20 protein-coding genes and 3 pseudogenes are annotated in these 22,634 nt (G+C 63.5%); 6 read left to right on the top strand and 17 right to left on the bottom strand.

The features are described from left to right. Positions 1–95: 95 nt before the first annotated feature. From EI171_RS16965 to EI171_RS16955, 3 genes and pseudogenes are all read right to left on the bottom strand, one after another. Positions 96–1,346 (bottom strand): flavin-dependent oxidoreductase, encoded by a 1,251-nt coding sequence (locus EI171_RS16965; protein WP_161534088.1) that lies wholly within the window; start codon positions 1,344–1,346, stop codon positions 96–98. Positions 1,347–1,533: 187 nt separating this feature from the next. After that, positions 1,534–2,369: pseudogene (locus tag EI171_RS16960) on the bottom strand (enoyl-CoA hydratase family protein). 43 nt (positions 2,370–2,412) lie between these two features. Next, complete coding sequence (locus EI171_RS16955; RefSeq protein WP_060908316.1) at positions 2,413–3,174, bottom strand: SDR family NAD(P)-dependent oxidoreductase; 762 nt, start codon at positions 3,172–3,174, stop codon at positions 2,413–2,415. Positions 3,175–3,370: 196 nt separating this feature from the next. On the opposite strand from EI171_RS16955, the gene EI171_RS16950 reads away from it, so the two are divergent. From EI171_RS16950 to EI171_RS16930, 5 genes are read left to right on the top strand one after another with little or no spacing between them, the layout of a single operon-like run. After that, entirely contained in the window at positions 3,371–4,234 is an 864-nt protein-coding gene (locus EI171_RS16950; protein ID WP_161534087.1) for an alpha/beta fold hydrolase, read from the top strand. After that, positions 4,197–5,486 (top strand): acyl-CoA dehydrogenase family protein, encoded by a 1,290-nt coding sequence (locus tag EI171_RS16945; RefSeq protein ID WP_161534086.1) that lies wholly within the window; start codon positions 4,197–4,199, stop codon positions 5,484–5,486. The genes EI171_RS16950 and EI171_RS16945 overlap by 38 nt, the downstream gene beginning before the upstream one ends. A 2-nt stretch (positions 5,487–5,488) precedes the next feature. Continuing rightward, entirely contained in the window at positions 5,489–7,024 is a 1,536-nt protein-coding gene (locus EI171_RS16940) for a class I adenylate-forming enzyme family protein (protein WP_161534085.1), read from the top strand. Then, the gene (locus EI171_RS16935; RefSeq protein WP_161534082.1) at positions 7,021–8,109 is read left to right on the top strand and encodes an NAD/NADP-dependent octopine/nopaline dehydrogenase family protein; all 1,089 of its coding nucleotides are present in this window, start codon (positions 7,021–7,023) and stop codon (positions 8,107–8,109) included. The genes EI171_RS16940 and EI171_RS16935 overlap by 4 nt, the downstream gene beginning before the upstream one ends. 3 nt (positions 8,110–8,112) lie before the next feature. Beyond that, positions 8,113–9,105, top strand: a complete 993-nt coding sequence (locus tag EI171_RS16930) for a 3-hydroxybutyryl-CoA dehydrogenase (protein WP_161534080.1) — start codon at positions 8,113–8,115, stop codon at positions 9,103–9,105. Here EI171_RS16930 and EI171_RS16925 read toward each other — a convergent pair. The 6 genes from EI171_RS16925 to EI171_RS16900 all read right to left on the bottom strand — a co-directional run bounded on the left by EI171_RS16925 (position 9,102) and on the right by EI171_RS16900 (position 15,459). Further along, on the bottom strand, positions 9,102–10,148 hold the full coding sequence (locus EI171_RS16925) for a peptidase M29 (RefSeq protein WP_028174456.1): 1,047 nt from the start codon (positions 10,146–10,148) through the stop codon (positions 9,102–9,104). The genes EI171_RS16930 and EI171_RS16925 overlap by 4 nt on opposite strands. A gap of 38 nt (positions 10,149–10,186) precedes the next feature. After that, positions 10,187–10,954, bottom strand: a complete 768-nt coding sequence (locus tag EI171_RS16920) for an ABC transporter permease (protein ID WP_011088830.1) — start codon at positions 10,952–10,954, stop codon at positions 10,187–10,189. Further along, complete coding sequence (locus tag EI171_RS16915) at positions 10,951–11,736, bottom strand: ABC transporter permease (protein ID WP_028174454.1); 786 nt, start codon at positions 11,734–11,736, stop codon at positions 10,951–10,953. The genes EI171_RS16920 and EI171_RS16915 overlap by 4 nt, the downstream gene beginning before the upstream one ends. Continuing rightward, positions 11,733–12,578, bottom strand: a complete 846-nt coding sequence (locus EI171_RS16910; RefSeq protein WP_028174453.1) for an ABC transporter ATP-binding protein — start codon at positions 12,576–12,578, stop codon at positions 11,733–11,735. Before EI171_RS16910 ends, EI171_RS16915 begins: the two co-directional genes overlap by 4 nt. A gap of 125 nt (positions 12,579–12,703) precedes the next feature. Then, entirely contained in the window at positions 12,704–14,398 is a 1,695-nt protein-coding gene (gene ilvD, locus EI171_RS16905; RefSeq protein ID WP_161534077.1) for a dihydroxy-acid dehydratase, read from the bottom strand. A 77-nt stretch (positions 14,399–14,475) separates the two neighbouring features. Further along, on the bottom strand, positions 14,476–15,459 hold the full coding sequence (locus tag EI171_RS16900; RefSeq protein WP_161537025.1) for an ABC transporter substrate-binding protein: 984 nt from the start codon (positions 15,457–15,459) through the stop codon (positions 14,476–14,478). Between the two features lie 176 nt (positions 15,460–15,635). Between EI171_RS16900 and EI171_RS16895 the strand changes: the two genes are divergently transcribed. Next, positions 15,636–16,544: an NAD(P)-dependent oxidoreductase gene (locus tag EI171_RS16895; RefSeq protein ID WP_161534074.1), complete on the top strand. Its 909-nt coding sequence runs from the start codon at positions 15,636–15,638 to the stop codon at positions 16,542–16,544. A 25-nt stretch (positions 16,545–16,569) separates the two neighbouring features. Here the strand turns inward: EI171_RS16895 and EI171_RS16890 are convergent, their stop codons facing one another. From EI171_RS16890 to EI171_RS16865, 8 genes and pseudogenes are all read right to left on the bottom strand, one after another. Beyond that, positions 16,570–17,133 (bottom strand): flavin reductase family protein, encoded by a 564-nt coding sequence (locus EI171_RS16890; protein WP_011088836.1) that lies wholly within the window; start codon positions 17,131–17,133, stop codon positions 16,570–16,572. 9 nt (positions 17,134–17,142) lie between these two features. After that, complete coding sequence (locus EI171_RS16885) at positions 17,143–18,372, bottom strand: acyl-CoA dehydrogenase family protein (protein ID WP_161537024.1); 1,230 nt, start codon at positions 18,370–18,372, stop codon at positions 17,143–17,145. A gap of 185 nt (positions 18,373–18,557) precedes the next feature. Then, complete coding sequence (locus tag EI171_RS16880; RefSeq protein WP_161534071.1) at positions 18,558–19,820, bottom strand: CaiB/BaiF CoA-transferase family protein; 1,263 nt, start codon at positions 19,818–19,820, stop codon at positions 18,558–18,560. A gap of 246 nt (positions 19,821–20,066) precedes the next feature. Next, positions 20,067–20,165: pseudogene (locus EI171_RS45720) on the bottom strand (GNAT family N-acetyltransferase); the annotation flags it as partial. Further along, positions 20,155–20,982 carry a PBSX family phage terminase large subunit gene (locus tag EI171_RS16875; protein ID WP_246740564.1) on the bottom strand — a complete coding sequence of 276 codons (828 nt, stop codon included), beginning with the start codon at positions 20,980–20,982 and terminating at the stop codon, positions 20,155–20,157. The pseudogene EI171_RS45720 and the gene EI171_RS16875, both read right to left, overlap by 11 nt. An 18-nt stretch (positions 20,983–21,000) precedes the next feature. Next, the gene (locus tag EI171_RS16870; RefSeq protein WP_161534067.1) at positions 21,001–21,291 is read right to left on the bottom strand and encodes a hypothetical protein; all 291 of its coding nucleotides are present in this window, start codon (positions 21,289–21,291) and stop codon (positions 21,001–21,003) included. Between the two features lie 469 nt (positions 21,292–21,760). Beyond that, a pseudogene (locus EI171_RS45715) lies at positions 21,761–21,877 on the bottom strand (IS5/IS1182 family transposase); the annotation flags it as partial. Between the two features lie 263 nt (positions 21,878–22,140). Then, on the bottom strand, positions 22,141–22,479 hold the full coding sequence (locus EI171_RS16865; RefSeq protein WP_246740563.1) for a hypothetical protein: 339 nt from the start codon (positions 22,477–22,479) through the stop codon (positions 22,141–22,143). Between the last annotated feature and the right edge of the window lie 155 nt (positions 22,480–22,634).

Raw genomic sequence — 22,634 nt, 5'->3', positions numbered from 1 at the left:
CGGCACGGCCCCGGAGAAGCGCGCGGCGGTTTTCCGGAAGGTCTTGCTCAATCAAAAAGCCAAAGGGCGATGACGGTTCATCGCCCCTTTGCGCCTCAGGCGCGCACCGCTGCGAGCCCCGGCACCGCAGCGAAGCCGGCCTTGGTGGCATAGCCGCGCACGATCGCCTCACGCTGGGAATAGCTCAGAACGTTGTCGACATTGTCGAAGCCATCAGGCGCAAGCTGCTCGACGGCGTCGATGACCCCTTCGGGGCCGCCGCGCCGGTTGGAGCGAACGATATCGGCGGTCATCGGCAAGCGCTTCTTCTCATATTCGACCAGCGCCTGACGCGGATGCTCGGCGCGCACCAGCGCGTCGGCAAGGCACCGCGCATCGAGGATCGCCTGCGAGGCGCCGTTCGAGCCGACCGGATACATGGGATGCGCGGCATCGCCGAGTAGCGTGACGCGTCCCGACGACCAATAGGGCAAGGGATCGCGGTCGCAGGTCGGATATTCGTAGAACTCGGGCGTTGCCGAGATCAGGCTTTTCACATCGATATAGGGCACCGAGAAGCGCGCCACATGCGGCATCAGCTCCTCGCGCCGGCCCGGACGCGACCAGTCCTCTTTCCGCGGCGGCGGCGCGTTGCCCTCGCCGACCTTCACCAGCACCGCCCAGTTTGTGAGACGGCTCGCGGGGCTCGAGCCCTCCGCGATCGGGTAGATCACGACCTTGGCGTTGAGGCCACCGGCCACGATCATGGATTTGCCGGTGAGGAACAGCGGCCAGTCGCGCGCGCCGCGCCACAGCATCAGGCCGTTCCAGCACGGCGGTCCTTCGTTCGGGAACAGCGTGTCACGCACACGCGAATGGATGCCATCGGCACCGATCAGGATATCGCCGCGCGCCGTGTGGATGTGTGCGCCTGAGCGATCGAAGAAGTAAGCCGTAACGCCGCCTTCGTCCTGCGTGAACGCACCAAGACGGCAGCCGGTGTGGATTGCCTCCGCCCCGAGCCGCTCCTCGACGGCGCGATGGATGACGCCCTGAAGGCGACCGCGGTGGATCGAGAATTGCGGCACGTCGTGCCCCGCGTCGATGCCGCGGGCTTCGCGCCAGACCTCCTGGCCATGGCGGTTGAGGTAGTAGAGCTGATCGGTGCGGATCGCGACGTCGTCAAGCTTCTGCAACAGGCCAAGGCCGGCAAGCTCTCGCATGGCGTGCGGCAGCGTGTTGATGCCGACACCAAGCTCGCGAATGGTGTCGGCCTGCTCGAAAACCTCGCAAGCGATGCCGCGCGAGCGCAGCATCAATGCCGTGGTGAGACCTCCGATACCGCCACCGACGATAATCGCCTTCATCGCCCTTACTCCACTCGAAATACGCCAGGCAATGAGGTTAACGTCGCATGGGCGGTCACTCCGCCGCAAGCGGCTTTGTCGCCTCCACCTTGAGCTTGGCCGGGGTCTTGGGCTTAGCCTTAATTCTCAGCTCCCAATTTCGCGCAAGTCCCCATTGCTGGCCCCTCCACGGGTAAAAGCAACCGCCTTAGTCGCCCCTGAAGACCGGCTTGACCTTGTTGGCGAAGGCCTGGAAGGCACGCTCGAAATCCGCTGTGGTCATGCACAGGGCCTGAGCAACGGCCTCCGCCTCGATCGCCTCCTCCACCGACATCGCCCATTCCATCGCCAGCATCCGCTTGGTCATGGTGTTGGCGAAGGTCGGCCCTTCGGCGATCTGCTTTGCCAGGAGCTGCGCCTGGGGCAGCACCTGCTCCGGCGTGACGATGCGGCTGAAGAAGCCCCAGCGCTCGCCCTCCTCCGCGGTCATGAACCGGCCGTATAGAGCAGCTCGGAGGCCCGGGACTGGCCGATGATCCGCGGCAGGATCGCGCAGGCCCCCATGTCGCAGCCGGCGAGGCCCACCTTGTTGAACAGGAACGCGACCTTGGCCCCGCTCGCGGCAAGGCGCATGTCCGACGCCATGGCGACGATCGCACCGGCGCCCGCGCAGATGCCCTCGACCGCGGCCACGATCGGCTGCGGGCACGCCCGCATCGCCTTGACGAGGTCTCCCGTCATGCGGGTAAAGGCAGTGAGCCCCTTGGTATCCATCTTCACGAGCGGGCCGATGATCTCGAACACATCGCCGCCGGACGAAAAGTTGCCGCCGGCGCCGCTGACAACGATCGTCTTGACCGCATCGTCGAACGCGCAGGCGCGGAAGAAATCAGTGAGCTCCCGGTAGCTCTCGAAGGTGAGCGGATTCTTCCGCTCGGGACGATTGAGCGTCACCGTGGCAACGCCGTCGACCACGGCCAGCAGGAAGTGCTGCGGCGAATAGTCCGCGAGCGGCAGGGTCACGGGATTGGCTGGTCTGCTCATACGATCTCCTTAGCTTCCTCGTTCCGGGCCTGGGTCGCGCACGCTAGATCTCACCGCCGGCAACGGCAATCGCCTGCCCCGTGATCGCGCCGGCACCCTCGCCGCACAACCAAAGCACGGCGTCGGCCACCTGCTGAGGCGAGATCAGCCGCCCTTGCGGGTTGTGCTTGGCGAGCTCGGCGATCGCCTGCTCGCGGGTTCGCCCTGTCTTCTTCATGATGTTTTCGATGCTGCCGGCGACCAGATCGGTGTCCGTGAAGCCGGGACACACCGCATTCACGGTCACGTTGCTGCCGGCCATCTCGAGGGCGAGCGAACGCACGAGACCGACCACTGCATGCTTGGCCGCGGTGTACGCGCTGACATAGGCGTACCCCTTCAGCCCCGCCGTCGACGCCACCGCGACGATGCGGCCATAAGGGCGATCCTTCATCCCCGGCAGTACGGCGCGAACGGCATGGACCACGCCCATGAAATTGACGTCCATCATGCGCGCAAACAGGGCGCTGTCCGATTTGGAGAACGGTGCGGACTCCGCACTGCCCGCGTTGGCGATCAGAATGTCGATCGGCTTTCGCGCATGCGCCTCCACGATGGCTGCTTTCAGCGCAGCTTCGTCCGAGACATCGGCGACAGCTGCAAAATGCGCCGCTCCCGCGCGGACCGCCTCGTCCAGAACTGCGGCATTCCGGCCAAGCACCGTCACGGTGGCGCCGGCGCCGACGAGGGATGCTGCAATCGCGCGGCCGATTCCACGGCCGCCACCGGTTACCAGTGCGTGCGGCGAGTGCGGCAATCCGGACATGCGCTGGCTCCTTGGGATCTGCTGATCGTGCCTCCGATATATTTTAACCTTCAAACTTTTGCAACGACGGCGCCAGTCGACGTCGCGAAAGCCCACGCGGGAAAGACCGGCCCGAAAATTGCTTTAAGTATAAAATTATCTCTTTCCATCGACGATAGGCCTGTTAGCATCGCCGGGCCCAGCAAGAGGATATCGCGTGCCGCAACCTGCGCCGATGATAACAAAGGACGGACGCTTCGCCTATGAAGCCGCCGGCGATCCGGGCGCGATACCCTTGATTTTCCTGCATGGGATTGGCGGCGCGGCGCGCGCCTGGCGGCACCAGCTTGCCACATTCGGCGACCGCTTCCGCGCGATCGCATGGGACATGCCGGGCTATGGCGGATCGGCGCCGCTTGCCCGCGTCAGCATCGCTGCCCTGGCCGATGCGCTCCAGCAATTCATCGAGCAGCTCGGCGTAACAAGGCCCATTCTGGTCGGACATTCGATCGGCGGCATGATCGTCCAGAAATGGCTGGAGCAATCGCCGAAACTGGCGCGCGCGGTCGTGCTGGCGCAGACCAGCCCGGCGTTCGGCAAGGCCGATGGCGACTGGCAGAAATCGTTCATCGCAGCGCGGCTCGGACCGCTCGATCGCGGCGAGACGATGAGGTCGCTGGCGCCCTCGCTGGTGAAGGAGCTGGTGGGGGACAATCCTGATGCGGAAGGGATGGAACTTGCGCGTGCGTGCATGGGAAGCGTGCCCGAAGCGAGCTATCGCGCCATGATGCTGGCCTTGATCGGATTCGATCAGCGCAGCACGCTCAAGGATATTTCCGTGCCGACGCTGCTGCTGTCCGGCTCCAAGGACAACAACGCACCAGCGCCGATGATGGCGAAGACGGCGACCTACATTCCCTCGGCTCAATATGTCGAGCTGGCCGGCGTCGGCCATCTCGCGAACCTCGAACGTCCCGAGGCCTTTGACGAGGCGCTCGGCAAGTTCCTGGACTCCGTCGTTGCAAAACACAGGTGCCTGCGCAATGACCATGCAAGTCAGCAAGACGATCGGCGCGAGTGACAAGGTCGTGCTGGATGCACCGATCTTCGATCCCGTCGCGTTCCGCCTGAGCGACGAACAGGCCGGCATCATCGCGCGCGCCCGCGAGATCGGCCAGAGCGTGTTCGCCGGGCGCGCTGCGACCTACGATCGCGAGGCGATCTTTCCGACCGAGAATTATCGCGACCTGCATCGCGTCGGCCTGCTCGGCATCGCCGTCCCCAAGAAGCACGGTGGACTCGGCGCGAACTACCAGACTTACGCGTTGGCCGCAGCCGAGATTGGCCGCTATTGCGGCGCGACCGCGCTGACCTGGAACATGCATGTCTGCTCCACCCTGTGGTCGGGCCCCCTCGCGGACGATCTCGACATGGACGCGGAGACCCGCGCCGAGCACGAGCGGCGGCGCGCGGTCCATTACAATCGCATCGTCGAGGACGGCGCGATCTATTCGCAGCCCTTCTCCGAAGGCGGTGCGGCGGCCGCCGGCGGCGTCGCCTTCGGAACGCAGGCAAAGCCCGTCAAGGGCGGCTGGATCGTCAACGGCAAGAAGATCTTTGCATCGCTGTCCGGCCACGCCGACTATTATGGCGTGCTCTGCACCGAAATCGAGGAGGGCCAGAAGGCCTCGCGCCGCAACACGCTTTACGTCGCAATTCCGGCGAAGTCGCAGGGCGTCTCCGTCGTCGGCGATTGGGATCCGCTCGGCATGCGCGGAACTGTTTCGCGAACGCTGCTGTTCGAGGACGTGTTCGTCCCGGAGGATTCCGCGCTGATGCCACGCGGCGTCTATTTCCAGGCCGCGATGCGCTGGCCGCACATGTTCCTGACGCTGTCGCCGACCTATATGGGTCTCGCGCAAGCGGCCTATGATTTCACCGTGCGTTACTTGCGCGGCGAGGTGCCGGGCATGCCGCCGGTCAAGCGACGGATGTACCCGACCAAGCAGATCGCGGTCGCGCAGATGCAGATCAAGCTCGAGCAGATCAAGTCGATCTGGTTCCAGGCCGTCACGGAGGCGCGCGCCAATCCGAGCAAGGAGCAGGTGCTGCGCGCCTACGCCGCGCAATATTCGGCGATGGAGGGGGCCAATGAGCTCGCCGCACTCGCGATCCGCACCTGCGGCGGCCAGGCGATGCTTCGCTCGCTCCCGCTGGAGCGGATCTATCGCGACAGCCGCTGCGGCTCGCTGATGCTGCCCTGGACGGCCGAGCTTTGCCTCGACCGTATCGGGCGCGAGGCGCTGTATGAGGCTGGCGAAACGGACGACTGACGGTGGACCTCTGTAGTCTGATCGACCGCAACGCGGCGTTCGCGCCAGACAAGACGGCTATCGCCTTCGAGGGGGAGCGGCTGAGCTACGCGGCGTTTGCCGCGCGTATCGAGCAGACCGCCACGGCCTTGAAGCAGGAGCTCGGCGTCGGCCGGGGCGATCGCGTCGCGATCCTCAGCCTGAACCGGCCGGACTATCTGGTTCTGCTCTATGCCTGCGCGCGGCTCGGGGCGATGCTGGTGCCCTTGAACTGGCGGCTGGCGATCGCCGAACAGCTCTTCATTCTCACCGATGCGGGCGCCAAGGTCCTGGTGCTCGAGCAGGCATTTGAGGGAGTTCTTTCCGAGCTCGTGCGGGCAGCGCCGGGGACATCCGTTGTCGGCCTCGACTTTGCGCCGCCGCGCGGCACGACTTTCGAAAGCCTGCTGGCGCATAGCGACGGCTCCAGCCGAAATCCGCACACCGACCTCTCTTGCCCGCTCCTCATCGTCTACACATCAGGGACCACCGGCCGGCCGAAGGGCGCGGTGCTGCGTCAGGAAGCGCTGTTCTGGAACGGCGTCATGAGCCAGCACATGCACAGCATGACGTCCGACGATCACGTGCTGACGGTGCTGCCGTTGTTCCACGTCGGCGGTCTCAATATCCAGACCACGCCGGCGCTTCAGCTCGGCGCGACCGTCACGATCCACGCCCGCTTCGCGCCGGATACGGCGCTCGCATCGATCGCGCGCGATCGCCCCACGCTGACGGTGATGGTGCCGGCCATCATTCAGGCCGTCAGCGAGCATCCCGCCTGGACCACGGCCGATCTCTCATCGCTCAAGGCCGTGGCCACCGGTTCGACCATCGTGCCGCCGCACCTGATCGACCGCTTTGTCGCGCGCGGCGTTCCCGTGCTTCAGGTTTATGGCTCGACCGAAACCTGCCCCATCGCGATCTATACGCGGCTTGGCGGCGATCTCTCGCGAGAGGGATCAACCGGACTTGCGGGCCTGTGCTGCGAAGCGCAGGTGATTGATCAGGCCGGCCGTGAGGTGCCGGCGGGCACGCCAGGGGAGATCGCGGTGCGCGGCCCCAACGTGTTCTTCGAATATTGGGGTAATGCGGACGCCACGCACGATGCGCTGAACGATGGCTGGTATCGCACCGGCGATATCGGCCTCTGCGACGCCGACGGTTACTTCTGGATCCGCGACCGCATGAAGAACTTGATCATTTCCGGCGGGGAGAATGTCTACCCGGCCGAGGTCGAGCGCGTCCTGTTGGAACACCCCGATGTCAGCGAATGCGCCGTGATCGGCAGGCCGGACCCGCGCTGGGACGAGGTACCGATCGCCTATGTGATCCGGCGATCCGGCTGTCGGCTCGAAGCGGAGGAACTGAGGGCGCATCTCCAGGCGCAGCTTGCGCGCTTCAAGGTTCCGCGCGAGATCGTCTTCGTCACCGACCTGCCGCGCACGGCGCTGGGCAAGGTCCAGCATTTTCTGCTGAAGCAGCTTGATGCGCAATCGCGCGCACGGGGAGAGACATCTTGAAGATTGCAGTTCTGGGCGGAGGAAACGGCTCTTTCGCGGCCGCGGGCGATTTTGCGCTGTCGGGACATGAGGTCCGGCTCTGGCGCCGCGACAGGGATCAGGTCGCCGCGCATCGCGCCGACGGCTCGCGCATTCTGGTGAAGGACCATAACGGCCGCCACGACATGAAGCTGGCGCTGGTGACGACCGACATCGCCGAAGCCATGGACGGTGTCGAACTGATCCTGTGCCCTGCCCCTGCCTTCGCACAGCCGGATATTGCCAGGCTCGTCGCACCGCACCTGCGGGACGGCCAAGTCGTGTTTCTGCCGCCCGCGACATTCGGCTCGATGATCTTCGCGAAGGCTGCGCAGGACGCCGGCAACCAGGCCAAGGCGAGCTTTGCCGAAACCGGCACGCTGCCCTGGCTCACCCGCAAGCACGGGCCGTTCGAGGTCGCGATCACGATCCGCGCGAAGCGGCTGCCGGTTGGCGTCTTTCCGCTCGACCGGGCGCCGCACGCGCTCGACGTGATCGGACGCGTCTTCCCCGACGCAATCGAACCATGCGGAGATGCACTGTCCGGCGCGCTGATGAATGCAGGTCCCATCATCCATCCGCCGCTGATCGTGATGAACGCCGGCCCGATCGAACATTTCGAACGATGGGACATCCACAAGGAAGGAACCCAAGCCTCGATCCGCCGGGTGACCGACGCGCTCGACGCCGAGCGGATCGCGGTACGGGAGGCGCTCGGCTACGGTGCACCGCATTTCCCGCTCGCTCACCACTACGCGAAGGAGGGCGAAATCTGGATGTACGGTCGCGGCTCGCATGACCGGCTGACGGACTCCGGCGACTGGCGCGAACGCATCGTGCTGACCGAGCACCGCTACATGCGTGAGGACTTGCGGCTTGGATTGTCGCTGCTGGTGTCCGTCGCCGGCCTCGCGGGCGTGGCTACGCCGCTGGCCAAGGCTTTCCTCGCCATTGGTGGTGCGATCTGCGGCGAGGATTTTGCCCAAGGCGGCCGAACCCTCGATACGCTTGGTCTCGGCGGCCTTGGCAAGGCCGAATTGCAGACGCTGCTTCGCAACGGATTTTGATCGATGACCAGTCGCGCCAATATCGCCTGTCTCGGGGCCGGCCGCATGGGGCGCGGCATCGCCGTCGCGTTCGCCTATGCCGGGCACAGGGTCACGATGATCGACGTCAAGCCCCGTTCCGCCGAGGACTTCGCCAAGCTCGAAGCGGATGCGCTCGGCGAAATCAGGAAGACATTCGCGAGCCTCTCGAACCTGGGGCTGCTGACCGAGGCAGATGTCGATCCGCTCATCGCGCGCGTCTCGGTTGTGACGGCTAGCCAGAGCGGCGCAGCGCTTGCCGACGCCGGAATGGTTTTTGAGGGCGTCCCTGAAGTCGTCGAACTCAAGCGGGAGGTGCTGGGGGCGGCCTCAAGACAGGTGAAGCCCGACACGATCATTGCATCGACCACGTCGACCATTCTAGTCGACGATCTGTCCGGCGCGATCATGAACCCTCGCCGCTTTCTCAACGTCCACTGGCTCAACCCGGCCTATCTGATCCCGCTGGTCGAGGTTTCGCCCGGCAAAGCCACCGATCCAGCCATCATCGAGGAGGTCAAGGCGCTGCTTGAAGGGATCGGCAAGGTTCCGGTGGTCTGCGCGGCGACGCCCGGCTTCATCGTCCCGCGCATCCAGGCGCTGGCCATGAACGAGGCCGCGCGCATGGTCGAGGAAGGCGTCGCCAGCGCGGAGGAGATCGACAAGGCGATCCGCTACGGCTTCGGCTTCCGCTACGCCGTGCTAGGGCTGCTCGAGTTCATCGACTGGGGCGGCGGCGATATCCTCTACTATGCGAGCCGTTATCTCGAAGGTGCCCTCGGCAGCGACCGCTATCGCGCGCCGGACGTCATCTCGCGCAACATGCACGAAGGCCGGATCGGCCTGCGAACCGGCGCAGGCTTTCTCGATTATTCCGGGCTCGATGTCGACGCCTATCGGGCCAAGCGGCTCCAGGCCATGGTCGACCTGCTCCGGCATTTCGAGCTGGCTCGCCCGCCAGTGCTCGACCGCGACTAACCGAAGACGTCCTGAAGCACGCCGTCCCGCACAACCGCGACGCCGTCCAGCTCGATAGTGGTTCCCATCATCGGCAGGTCGAAATGACCCGCCGTGTAGCGGCCGGCGAATTCGTTCGCGCCGGTCGAGAACAGGAAATTGCCGGAGACCGCACGTATCTCCGTGCCATTGGTGTCGCGTTGATCGTACATCGACAGTGCTTCATAGCGCGCGCCAGGGTTCATGCCGAAACCGACATGCGATACGGCGTAAGCCTCGCGATCGCCCCAGGCGGCAAGATAAGCACGCATCATTGCGGCATCCGTGCCCTCCCCTTCCAGCTCGACGACGTAATCGTCCTTCAACGTCATCTTCACAGGTGAAGTCAGGTAGCGCTTGAATGTCAGGTTGATGTCGCCGGGCGCCATCACAAGCGTACCGTTGATCGTCCCGCTCTTGGGAAAGCTGACGACGATGCCGCCCGGCCAATGCGCGAGCGTGCCGGGCTTGTCGGTCCAGCCCCACACGCCGACCGTTGAAGCACCGACCATGTCCACGTCGAGCGCCGAGCCGGCTTTCGAGGTGACCCGCATCCGCTTGGTCCCGCGCAGCATCTTCGCCGCCGCGCGAACGCGCTTCTCGAGTGCGGGGTCCGGCACCATCCGCTCCAGCGCCTCCGGGTGCTCGTTGGAGATCACCAGGATCCGCGCGCCTGCCTTGAGGATCTCGGGCGTCTCCACCGCGTGCATCAGGCCCTCGATGGTGCAATCAACCACAAAGCCGGCCTGCTGAAGCGCGCTGATTACCGGGCCGAGCCGTTGGATCGCCTCGCTCGCGCCTGTCGAACGAACCGGAACGATATTGCGATTGCGCGGCGTCGGCATCACCACATGAAATGGCCGCGCGCCCATCCGCAGCAGCGCGAGTTCCGCCAGATGTACATTCAGCGCACGCGATTGCGTCTCCGAGAGGATCGCCGCGGTATCGCCGGCCTTGACGGCGCATCGTTCGAAAATCTCACAAAATGCGTCGATCCATTTTGCTTCGATGCGATCAGCCAGCATGGTTCACTCCCGGTATCGTGGTTTCTTGTTCCGTCAGATCACGCTTCGGGAAAGCCCCGTAGGAGGTACGATCGCACGACGCCCAGCAGCGCGTTCAAGATCAACCCGAGCAGCGAGATCGTGATCAGCGGCACGAACATGTCGACGGCCTGGAACGTCCGGGCCGCCGTGACGAGGGCATGACCCAGCCCGTCCGTCGACGTGATCATCTCGGCCAGAAACACCACGATGCAGGAAATGACAAGGCCGATCCGGCAGCCGGTCAGGATCGACGGCATCGCCGCCGGCAGCACCACCTTGAAAAGGACTTCATAGCGCGGCGTTCCCGCCGCCATGGCCGACCAGATCAGCTTCTGCTCGACGGTCGAGGCGCCGTAGTAGGTGGACAACAGAATAGGGAACAGCGCATCCGCGGCCACCAGCGTGATCTTCGATCCGTGGCCGAAGCCGAGCAGCAGCAGGAGCGCCGGATAGAGCGCAACCTTTGGCAACGGCGCCAACACGCGGACGATCGGCCGAACCACAGCATCGATCGCGGGACTGGCAGCAGCCGCGATGCCGATGCTGACACCAAGCACGACCGCAATCGCGAAGCCGGCAAACAACCGGATCAAGGTCGCCGCGATCTCCTGCTGAAATGTCCACGTCACGAGCTGCTGGAGCAACCGGCTGAAGACGAACCCGGGCGGCGGCAGCAGGACCGCAGGCGCAAAGCCGAATGACACCAGGCCTTGCCAAACCGCGATCACCAGCACGATTGGCGCGATTCCGAGAAGGACATTTGATGGGAGAATACGCGGCGTCATGAGAAGCTCAGCGGTATGTCGAACTGAGGCTCGGACCAGCGCACAAGCCTTGCGCGGACCCGCTCGAAGATCGCATCGAGGCAGATTCCCATCGCTCCCACGATGATGATCATCGCAAAGACGGTGTCGTATTGACCCATGTCGAGCGCGTTGAACAGGATGTTGCCGGCGCCGGACTGGCGGGCAATCATTTCGCTGGTGATCATTGTGATCAGCGCCAGCACCAAGCCCGTGCGGCAGCCAGTCAGGATCTCCGGCAGCGCCGCCGGCAACACGATGCGAACCAACCGTTGCAAGGGCGAGAGCCCCATGGCCGCACCTGACCACAGCATCTTTTCTTCGACCGCCCTGGCGCCCTCGAAGCTATGATAGATCACGGGCAGGCTGACGCCGAGAAAGATCACCAGCGTTTTTGCGATATCACCGACCCCCAGCCACAGCATGATGATCGGCATCAAGGCCGCTTTCGGTACCGGGTAGATCACCATCAGAAGCGGATTGAAGAAGGCCGCAACTGCGCGGCTGCGTCCCATCAGCAGGCCGAGAGGAATCGAAACAAGCACTGCAACACCGAACCCGATTGCCATGCGGCGGAGCGAGGCCAGGATATTGATCAGCGACTCCTTGTCGCCGAGAATATCCGGAATCGCCCGGATCGCCTCGATCGCCGTCGGAAAGCTGTCGTTCTTCAGCGCGATCGAGGCGACCTGCCATATCGCCAGCAGCCCGATGCAGGCGAACACCGGGGCAGCACGTCTGGCGGAGGTAGCCAGCAATGTCATGACGGCGATCCGGTCTCGTCGACCTCGTCGAACATGCGCTCGATGTCGACGACGTACTTCTGGTAGCGCGGATCGAGCAACAGCTCGTTGCGGCGGCGCGGCCGCGGCAGATCGATGTCGATCACCTGCCGGATGCGGCCGGGCGACTTCGACATCATCACGACCTTGTCCGACAGAAAGACGGCTTCGTCCACCGAATGTGTGACGAACAGCACCGTCTTGCGGTCGCGCTCCCAAATGTTCAGGAGATCGTTCTGCAAGCGCGTCCGGGTGTGGGCGTCGAGCGCGCCGAACGGCTCGTCCATCAACAGCACTTCGGGATGGTAGGCGAGCGTTCGGGCCAGCGCCACGCGCTGCTTCATGCCGCCCGACAATTCCTTGGGATAGAAGTTCTCGTAGCCCTTGAGGCCAACCATCTCAATCAGCGCCCGGCTCTGCGCTTCGGCCTCAGGAGTCCGCACGCCCTGCTGACGCGGCCCGTACATCACATTGCCCAGCACGGTCTTCCAGGGGAAGAGCGCAAACTCCTGGAACACCGGCCCGCGATCAGGACCGGGTCCTGTGATCGCCTGTCCCTTGATCTTCGCCGCGCCACTGGTCGGGCTGACGAAGCCCCCGACGATGTAGAGCAGTGTCGACTTGCCGCACCCCGACGGACCAAGGATGGAGACAAAGGCGCCCTCGTCGATCGTCAGCGAGATCTCCGATAGCGCCAGATGATCCTTGCGCGACGAGGTCTGAAAAACCTGCGAGACGCGGTCGATCTCGATGATCGCAGAAGCCGGCTTTTGTGGCGTCACCGCTCCCACCCATTCGCTGGATCTCGAAGGCACGACCTTCATCCCGTCTCCCACTTCACCCGCGCACGAACGTCGCGCAACTTGTCTGCTGGATGTCCTCCGTCAGCGGCAGGAGCTTAGCAAGAAACTTGCCAGACAGGTGGCCGTTCTCGCACAGGTACGCCGCGTCATTCGAACCAGGGCCATTCTGCCGGCCCCTCATGGGTAACCGCTCCGCCCGGCGCCTGGCCGACCAGTCGCGCATATTTTGCGAGCGCGCCTGCGCGGTGACGCGGCGGGCGTGGTTTCCAATCACGTCGGCGCGCCGCGAGCTCCGGCTCGTCGACCAGCATATCCATACGCCGGTTTGTAGCATCAATCCGGATCTTGTCGCCGTCGCGAACGAGGGCCAACGGACCGCCAACGAATGCTTCGGGGGACACGTAGCCGATGCACATGCCGCGGGTCGCGCCGGAGAACCGCCCGTCGGTGATCAGGGCCACCTTTTCGCCCATGCCCTGCCCGTAGATCAGCGCGGTGACGCCGAGCATCTCGCGCATGCCGGGGCCGCCAACCGGCCCTTCGTTGCGGATCACCAGGACCTCACCTGCCTTGTAGCTGCGGTCGCGAACCGCTGCGACACAGGCCTCCTCATCCTCGAAAACGCGCGCAACGCCCTCGAAGGACTGGCTCTTCAAACCTGCGACCTTGATGACCGCACCATCCGGACAGAGGTTGCCCTTCAGCACCGCGACACCGCCATCCGGCATGATCGGCGCGCTTGCCGCGTAAACGACCTCACCGTCCGGCGCGTTGGCCGCGCCATATTCTTCGGCAAGCGTCCGGCCGGTGATGGTGATGCAGTTACCGTCGATATGACCGCTTCTGATCAACTCCTGGATCACCACGGCGGCGCCACCTATGTCGTAGACATCCTTCGCCGTGTATTTGCCTCCGGGCCGCAGGTTTCCGATCAGCGGCGTCCTGGCAAAGACCTCGCCGACATCGTCGATCGTGAATGCGATGCCGGCCTCGTTCGCGATGGCGGGCAGATGCAGCGCGGCGTTGGTCGAGCCGCCCGTAGCGGCGACGATCGCCGCCCCGTTCTCGAGGGATTTCCGCGTCACGATGTCCCGTGGCAGCGGCCCGCCGCGTTCCAGCATTTCCATGATCAGCCGCCCGGCGCGTCGCGAGATCTGCGCGCGCTCGGCGTAGACACCAGGCACCATCGAGACGTTGGGAATGGTCAGCCCCATCGCCTCCGACACCATTCCCATGGTGTTCGCAGTAAACTGGCCGGCGCACGCACCGATGGTCGGCAGGCAGGCGCGCTCGATCCGCTCCAGTGTGGCGCCGTCGATCTCTCCGGTCATGAAGCTGCCGACAGCCTCGTAGGAGTCGAGCACGGTCAGCGTTCGCCCGTCCACGCGCCCCGGCAGCGAACTGCCGCCGTAGATGAAAATCGACGGCACGTTGCAACGAACCATGCCCATCATCACGCCGGGAAGCGTCTTGTCGCATCCGCCGTATCCGATCAACGCGTCATAGGCGAGACCATGAACGACAGCCTCGATCGAGTCGGCGATCAGCTCGCGCGAAAAGAGGGAGAACTTCATTCCCTCGTGATTCATGCTGATCCCGTCGGAGACCGACACGGTCGAGAATTCGCGCGGCGTGCCGCCGGCCTCCTCGATACCCGTCTTGGCCGCGGCCACCTGGAAGTCGTGGGTCATGTTGCAGGGCGTCTGCTCGCCCTTCATGCTGACAATGCCAACCATCGGCTTGGCGATTGCCGCATCGTCCAGCCCCATTGCGCGCATGAATGCGCGGTGCGGGGCCCGGTCGAGGCCGTCGGTCGTTATCCGTGATCGCAACTTCTTCATATTTGCATCATCTTCGTGCGATGTCCCGCACGCGGCGGGACATTGCCACTTCGTCTCTCAAAAGACGGCGCGAACACTTATTGCAGCGGTGCGACGATCGTCGGATGCTTGAATTGTGCGACGTCCAGCTTCGGCAGCATTCCTGTCTCCGCGTAGATGTCCAGCATCTTCTGGATCGCGGGGAAGTTCGGTGCCGCCCCCGGATCACGGCCAAAGTCGTTGTCCTTGAGCAGGTAGGTCTCGAGCACCGGAACAGGCGCTTTCAGCACCTCGGACACGACCTTCAGGGTCTCTTCGCGGTTCGCCAGCGCCTTCTTCATGCCCGAAGTGATGTCGCGAACATAGGCTTTGACCAATTCCGGGTTCTTGTCGACGAAATCGGCACGGCAGGCTTCCAGGATATGCACGATGTTCGGCATCGCCTGGGACAGCGAGAACAATTTCCTTGTGCCACCCTTTGCTTCAGCGCGGGCGGCAAACGGCTGGTTCATGTTGACCGCGTCGACGCGGCCCTGGCGCAACGCGTCCTCGGAGACGGCAAAGCCGACCTCGACCAGCTTGATATCCTTGGCCGGATCGACGCCATTCTGCTTCAGGAGCAGGTTGAAAGGCCCTTGCGTGCCGCCGCCGATCACGGAAATGCCGACGGTCTTGCCCTTGAGATCGGCAATGGTCTTGATTGGCGAGTCATCCATGACAGCCCAGTAGACCGAGAAGCCGCCGGGCTTCTCAAAGACGTGCTGAGCCACGATATAGGCCTTGAGATTGCCGCCGACCACACCGTTGGAGAGCGACAGCGGCGCCTGCGTCGCGCAATCCAGTGCGCCTGCCGCCAATGCCTGCGTCATCGGCGCGGTGCCCTGAAATTGGGTCCATTCAATGTTGTAGGTCTTGCCGATATTAGGAAATTCAGCCGGCCTGCGCATCATCCAGTATTTGGATTCCTCGGCCGGGATGGTCCAGCCAACGCGGATCGTCTGCTGCGCCCGTGAGGGGCTTGCGCCCGCAATCAGGGCCGCCACCGCCCCCGTCGCCAGCATCAACCTCGAAACCGTTCGCATCGCGCCCACTCCGTTGCTCCGGCGCCGACCGGCACCACCCAACCCGACCGGCCCAAATGTTTCATGGTTCAAACAATCAGGCAAGCCATGCAAGCGGTCCGGTTTCGCCGCGGGACGCGCCATGTATGGTAAAGCGGCGGTCGCGTGAGTTGTGCTGCGACAGGAGGAGGCAACCTATGGCTGATGCGAGCAAGGCAAACCCGCAACGCGACGAGCGGTTCGGCTATCTCGGCCTTGGACTCATGGGAACGCCCATGACCCGGCGCCTCCTCAAGGCCGGCTATCAGGTCAGTGTTTGGAACCGATCAGAGGGCAAGGTCGCTCCACTCGTCGAAGCTGGCGCAAGGCACGGAGCCAGCCCCCGCGACGTTATGGCGAGCTCGGACATCGTCTTCATGTGCGTGACGGATGCCGCGGCCGTGGAAGAGGTGATTTTCGGAGCCGAAGGTCTTTCAACGGCTCCCGGTGCAGGCAAGCTCGTCGTCGACTTCTCGTCAATCCATCCCGACGCCGCGCGCGACCTCGCAACGCGACTGAAAGCTGCGAACGGTGCAGGCTGGATCGATGCACCGGTGTCCGGCGGCACCAAGGGCGCCGAGGAAGGCACGCTTGCCATCATGGCCGGCGGAGACGCTTCCGACATCGAGAGGGTGAGGCCCTATGTGCTGGCTATGGCCCGCAGGTTCACTCACATGGGCCCCACCGGCGCCGGCCAGACTGCAAAGCTCTGCAACCAGGTGATCGTCGGATGCGCCATGGCCGTTCTCGCGGAAGCAACGCGTCTCGCCGTGAACGCCGGAATTGATGCCAATCGGCTGCCCGAAGCGCTCGCGGGCGGATTTGCGGATTCGATCCCGCTTCAGCTCTTCGTCCCGAGGATGGTCCAGGGCATTCACTCACCGCCGCTCGGCCATATCGCCACGATGCTCAAGGACCTCGATACGGTTGCCGATGTCGCGCAGACGACGTCGACACCGGTGCCGATGGCTACGCTTGCGGGACAGCTCTTCAGGCTGGCCAAGGCCGCGCGAGGCGCGGATGCGGACGCGCTGGAGATCTACAAGCTTTCAGCAACAGAATATTGAGCCACCGGGTGCGACCTGAAACGCGTTACGGTGTTTTCTTGCGTTCATCGTTGGCCACGAACCGGCCATACGCCCCGCGTGCAAACAGCAATGTATCCTTGGCATTGTAGGCATAGGCCTCGACCGCCCCAAGAAAGATCACATGATCGCCGCCATAATAGCGGTTGACGGAACGGCATTGAAAATTGGCGACGCTCTCGGCAAGCACGGGAGCGTTGCCGAGCCCCGGCGTCCAGTCGACGCCAGCGAATTTATCGTCGGACGATTTCGCGAATATATTTGCGAGCGCCTGTTGCGAAGCGCCGAGCACGTGGACGGCGAAATGGCTCGCGTTCTGAAACACGGTCAGGCTCGAAGAATAAACTCCGAGGCTCCAGAGGACGAGAGGAGGATTCAAGGAGACCGATGCAAAGGAATTGCAGGTGATGCCATAGGGTCTTCCGTCGGGGGCCACGGCAGTGATGATCGTGACGCCTGTTCCGTAGGTGCCGAGCGCGCTGCGAAAATCACGGGGATCAATTGGCGAGCTGTCGCTCGCGAGCTCGTTGGCTGGATCTGGAACGGCCGGCTGCTTCGGCAGATCATTCATCGGCCGGCCTCACAGCGTGAGATTCTCGGACGGCAGGCCCAGTGCCACGCGTCCATAATTGGTCCCGGCCGCATCGAAATTGAATGCGAGATGCGAGTTGATCGCGTGCGCATCGCGAAACTGCCGCTGCAACACGCCCGCCGTGAAGAGCCCGCGCGCCCCGCTCGCCGCAAATAGCATTGAGACCGCGTCGGTACATAGATTGACCGAGAAAGCACCGTCACGTCGGTACCTGGTCTTGGTCGCCATGTCTGGAATGTGGCGGCGTCGTGCATCCTCCATGGCATCGATACACGCCGAACGCATGGTCCGACGTGCAGCGTCGATCTTGGCCGAGGCCTCCGCGATCTTGATCTGCGTGCTTTGGAAATCGCTCAGCTTGGCGCGGTTGTAGGTGGAAATGCGATGACGGACGACCTCGATATAGTCGTTCAGGCACGCCTGCGCGTTCCCCAGCGCGACGCCGGACAGGACGTAGGGAAACAGCGAGAACACGGGTAGCGCGTATAACGGATTGGGATTGACCTTGCTTCCGGGCGTCGGGCCGCCGGCAAGCTCACCGACGGCAACCGTCATATGGTCGGCCACGAAGGCCTCCCTGACCTCCACGTCGCAAGACCCCGTACCGCGCAATCCTGCGACATTCCAGGTGTCGAGCACCTTGTAGTCATGTTTCGGAAGCAAGAAGATCCGGTATTCGATGCCGTCTGCTTCGTCATCAGAGGAAACCACGCTTGCGAGCATGTTCCATTCGCAAGACGCAACGCCCGAGGAGAACGGCCAGCTTCCGTGCAATTGGTATCCGCCCTCGACCCTCGTGGCGCGGCCCGCAGGAAAGATGAATGAGGATGCAATCAGCACATCCGGGTCGCTGCCCCAGACCAGATCCTGCGCCTTTTGCTCGAACATGCCGAGCATCCAGTGATGGCTCGCCAGATTGGCGAGATTCCAGGCCGCCGACGCGTCCGCTTGTCCGAGAAGATCGGCGCAATCAATCAGGGCGACATAGTCGAGTTCGGCGCCACCAATGCGCTTGGGCTGGAGCATCCGGAACAGGCCGGAGTCGTGCAGATCCCGTTCGGTCTCCGGCGGAAGGTAGCGTAGCTCTTCGGTTCGGGCCGCCCGTTCTCGCAGTCGTGGCACGAGCGCCCGAGCCTTCGCGATCATTGCCGCATAGGCGCGTTCGCCGGATTCCGGCCCCGCAGGCTGGCCTACACTGGGTTCTTGACCAGGCGCCATTCGCATCCCTCGCTTTCCCACATTTATGCGGCGGGAACCTTGCCAAATCAAGCCGATGCAACACTAACACAATGGCGTCGCCCTGAACCCGGGCTGCTTGAAAGGATGCGATGTCGCGACCAGCCGTGTCGCAAAGCAGCGATCGGTACGCCGCGAGCCCGCCCCTCAAGGTTAACCACTCGGGCTCAAACCCCGGGCTTGCCGGATCCAAAGACCCCCCTCTGGGTGAGCTCCGTGATCCGACGCTGGTCGTAACCCAGCGTGTCGCGCAAGACGTTCTCGGTATGCTCGCCCAACAGGGGGGCGGCAACCGGATCAATCGCGCCGGTCAGACTCATGGAAATCGGCGTTTCGATGTTGGGGACCCAGTCCGCCGTAGGATGCGGAATCCGGCTCAAGCGATGGCGGTCGCGGGCTTCGGGCGCGTTAAAGCCCTCTTCGACGGTGCGGAGATAGCCGACCGGAATGTTGGCCAGCTTCATTTTCGCCATCCAGTTCTCGAGGGTATCGCTCGCAAAGACCTCCGCAATGGCTGCCCGCAAGAGCTCCTTGTTCTCGGAGCGTGCTTTGCGCGTCGCAAATTGCGGATCGGTGATGAGGTCGGGCCGGTTCAGCACCTCGACGACCAGCCGGCGATAGAGCCGGTCGTTGGCGCAGGCCATGTAAAGCGGTCCATCGGAAGCCTCGTAGACGCCGACGGTGGGAGACCCGCTCGGCGAATTGCCGAACCGTCCGGGGTTCTCACCGTTGATCAGATAGGCCATGCCGTAGAAGCTCGTCATCGCCATGGCGATGTCGAACAGGGCCACCTCGACATGTTGGCCGCGGCCGAACCGATCCCGCGCCAGCAGGGCCAAAAGGATAGCGTTGCAGGCTGTCATCCCCGTCGCAATATCCACGATGGGCGGGCCGGTGCGGACTGGAGGACCATCGGCAAATCCGTTGAGCGACATGAAGCCGCTTTCCGCCTGTGTGATCGGGTCAAAACCGGGACGCGAAGCGAACGGCCCGGTGCGCCCATAGGCGGAAATCGAGCAATAGACCAGCCGAGAATTGAGCGGCGCGACCGCTTCGTAGTCGAGGCCGAATTTCTTCATGACCCCGCTCGAAAAATTCTCGACGACCACGTCGGCTTTGCGGATCAGATCCAGCGCGATCTCGCGGGCTTCGGGCACGGCGAGGTCGAGTGCGATACCGCGCTTGTTGCGGTTCAGGCTGAGATAAGCGGCGCTCTCGCCGCCGGTTTCGGCGTGTTCATACGCGCGCGTGTCGTCGCCGCCGTCCGGGTTCTCGATCTTGATGACGCGCGCGCCGAAATCGGCAAGCGTCTGGGTGCACGCCGGCCCAGCAACCACCCGCGTGAAATCGACGACCAGCAGACCATCGAGCGCCGTAGGCCCTCCCGCCACTCGCGACGAACGTTCCGGCAATTGAGGCTTGGTGGACATCGATAGCGCTCCCTTACATCGGCTTATAATCGCCGAATTTCCTGCAAGGGGAAACTTAAAGCCCGGCGCCGCCGACTTCGCAAGTGCTTCAGCCACATCGTCTGAAAACGCAAAAAGGGCCCGGCAGCTGTCAAGCTGCCGGGCCTCTCGACATTATGGGCGTGCAGGCCTGCACCGCGTCTCGCGCGCCCAGTTCTACGCCGCGAACGCCGCGTTCCGCATCACGGGAAACACCGGCTCCCCAACTCAGCGCAGGCGCTTTCGCCAGTAAAGCGTATGCGACCAGGCCCAGGGTACCTCGGGCTCATAGAGCCGATAGCCAGCCTGGATGAAATTATTGGCGGATTTCGCTTCCGACCCACTGCACGATCCAGATCGTGAAGGCATCCGCGGCGGCTCCCGCACCGCCGATATCGATAAAGGCGCGCAGCGGCAGCAGCGGATCCGCCGCGACTTTTCCAATCCGCCCCTGTGCCCGCGCCTCCGATAGCAGCGAGGCGAAATAGGCGCCCTCGAAGGCGCGCGCATATTCGCCCTCCCAGATGTGATCGTAGCGCTCCGGATAGAGTTTCTGGTCCAGCAGCCGCTCCTCGCTAAGCACGTCAGGAAACCAGGGATTGTCGCGCCAGTTCGCCTTCACGACGACGGCCCCATCGGGCCGTCGCTCGCGCAGGAAATCGTCGATCGCATCGCTGTTGCGGCGCGGATTCCAGCTCGCCCACAGTTCGGAGTCCTTGACGCGGATCGTCGGCCGCAGCAGTGCGAGGCTCCGCGCGCTGAGGGATTGCGCCTCGTCGATCCAGGCGATGCGAAACCCTTCCAATGATTTGATCGAGTCGGCTGTGTGATCCTGAAGCCCGCGGAAGATGATGAGTCCGTCGCCGGGCGTCTCGATCTTGTCGCTGAAGAGCTTGAAGCCGTGGCCGAGCCCGAGGCTGGCGACCTTGCCCTCGATCAAACGCTTCGAGGATTGCGCCAGCGTGCGCTGCGCCTCGCGGATGCAGACCGCGAGCGTGCCGCGCTCGGCCTGGCAGGTCTCGACGAGAAGCTCGCCGAAGAAATGCGATTTGCCCGAGCCGCGTCCGCCGTAGACGCCCTTGTAGCGCGCGGGTTTCAGCAGCGGCTCGAATATCTTGGCGGTTGGAATCTTCAGGATGGACAATGGATGCGCTCGCTCGCCCTAGCGCAGGCCGGTGCGCCTGCGCCACATCGCGGACCAGTCTTCGTTGTTTGGTGTGTCGGGTTGTCCCTGCGGAGCTTGATTAAAACCAGCAAGGACGCCGCCGGAAGACGTGGGCCACGGTCCGAATAGTCTCTCGAAGTCGCCTTGCGGCGAGAGCGGAAACGACTCATCGGGAGGGATAAAAGGCACCGACACACCATCGCTCGCCGCCGCAGCGGCGATCTGAGACGTCATCTCTCCGACCAGAGCCAGATTGTCTTGAGCATAGGACGGAAGCTTGTCGGCCATGGCGGTCTGTTGATCCCTTCGTTAGGTATGAAATGCAGGTCAGCCGGGCGACACTACGACCCAAGAACAAGTATAAGCCCAGAGATTCCAGCCCAATCGAGGATGACGCAAGCCAGAACGACCGTGCCTCCATAGGCCAACACGGGTTACGCGCCTAATGCGCGCAAGTATCGCGATGAGGACAACGACGAGCGGCGAAAAGAGAATGACCGCGAAGATAGCAGCATCTCGAGAGATCTGGTGCGGAAGCGGCCAAAAGACCGTTGCCATTACGATCGCCAAAGTCGAAAGACCGAAGACAATGCCCAGGGACAGGACGAGTCTATAAGTCGCAGGCTGAAGACGAAGAAAGTATGTTGGAAGCACGCATACGATAGAAGCGACCGTCGAGAAGTTATTGACCGCAGGGATCGCGCCCACCAATTGCTCAGTGTCCATGACTGGTCTCCGCGGACTGATTGCGAGAAGCGCCGCGGCTGGCTGGCGCAACCAGCGGCCCCGCCAACGCCCATTCCTCATCTGTCAAATCCTCGGGATAGCGCGGCCGGCTGCGATCGCAGCGACCGCAGTTCTCCGTCGTCCAGATCAGGCGTCCCTTCTCAAAGTCGGACGGCTCCTTGAATCAAGAATGATTTCGACGATTCAAGGTCGCGATTGTGCAGAATTTCATGAAGGACGCCATTCTTGTCTCTGATGGCAGTTCTGCCAGGCATCAGAACGAAAAACCCGCGCTGGACTGCGTCCTGCGCGGGCAACACCAACTTCTGTCGATGATGCCATTCTGCCAGTGCTTTGCCCGACGGGTCAACGATCATCGAGGCGAGATTGCAGATCGGGATCTCCGCTGTCTCAAGCGTCGTGAACAGCGTCAGCGCTGCTCGAGCTTGCCGGATGCACGATGACGCGCTCGATCCGCTGAATCAGTTCCAGCATTCCGTCCTCGCCGTTCTCGACCGGCTGCGCGGCCTTGCCCCAGCCGCGATCGAGGATGGCATTGGCGGCCGAGACGCGGGCCGCCGGCGTTGCATCCTCGCTGCGCATGACGCCGACGAGCACCCTGAGGGCCGTTCTGGTGTGGCTGCGCGCGAGCGAGCGGATCTCGGTCAAGGTCCGCGCCCTGGTCGTCTTCCCTCGCACGGGAAAACGCGCCGGTGCACGCTCGAGCTCGCCTTCAATCTCCTCGCTCACGAAAAAATCTCCCACAGCACGATTGCAACCAGACCCGCGAGCGCGAGCGATATCAGATAGGCGGTCATCGTCTCTCCATAGCAAGAGAAATGCGCGGCAGATCGCGCAACGAGGCGCGATCGTTTCGGGCGCGAACCCTATCTCCGTAAATCCCG

This window comes from Bradyrhizobium sp. LCT2, from assembly GCF_009931255.1.
GTDB lineage: Bacteria > Pseudomonadota > Alphaproteobacteria > Rhizobiales > Xanthobacteraceae > Bradyrhizobium > Bradyrhizobium diazoefficiens.
The sequence above is the reverse complement of the archived record's forward strand: the minus strand, read 5'-3'. Positions and strand labels throughout refer to the sequence as shown.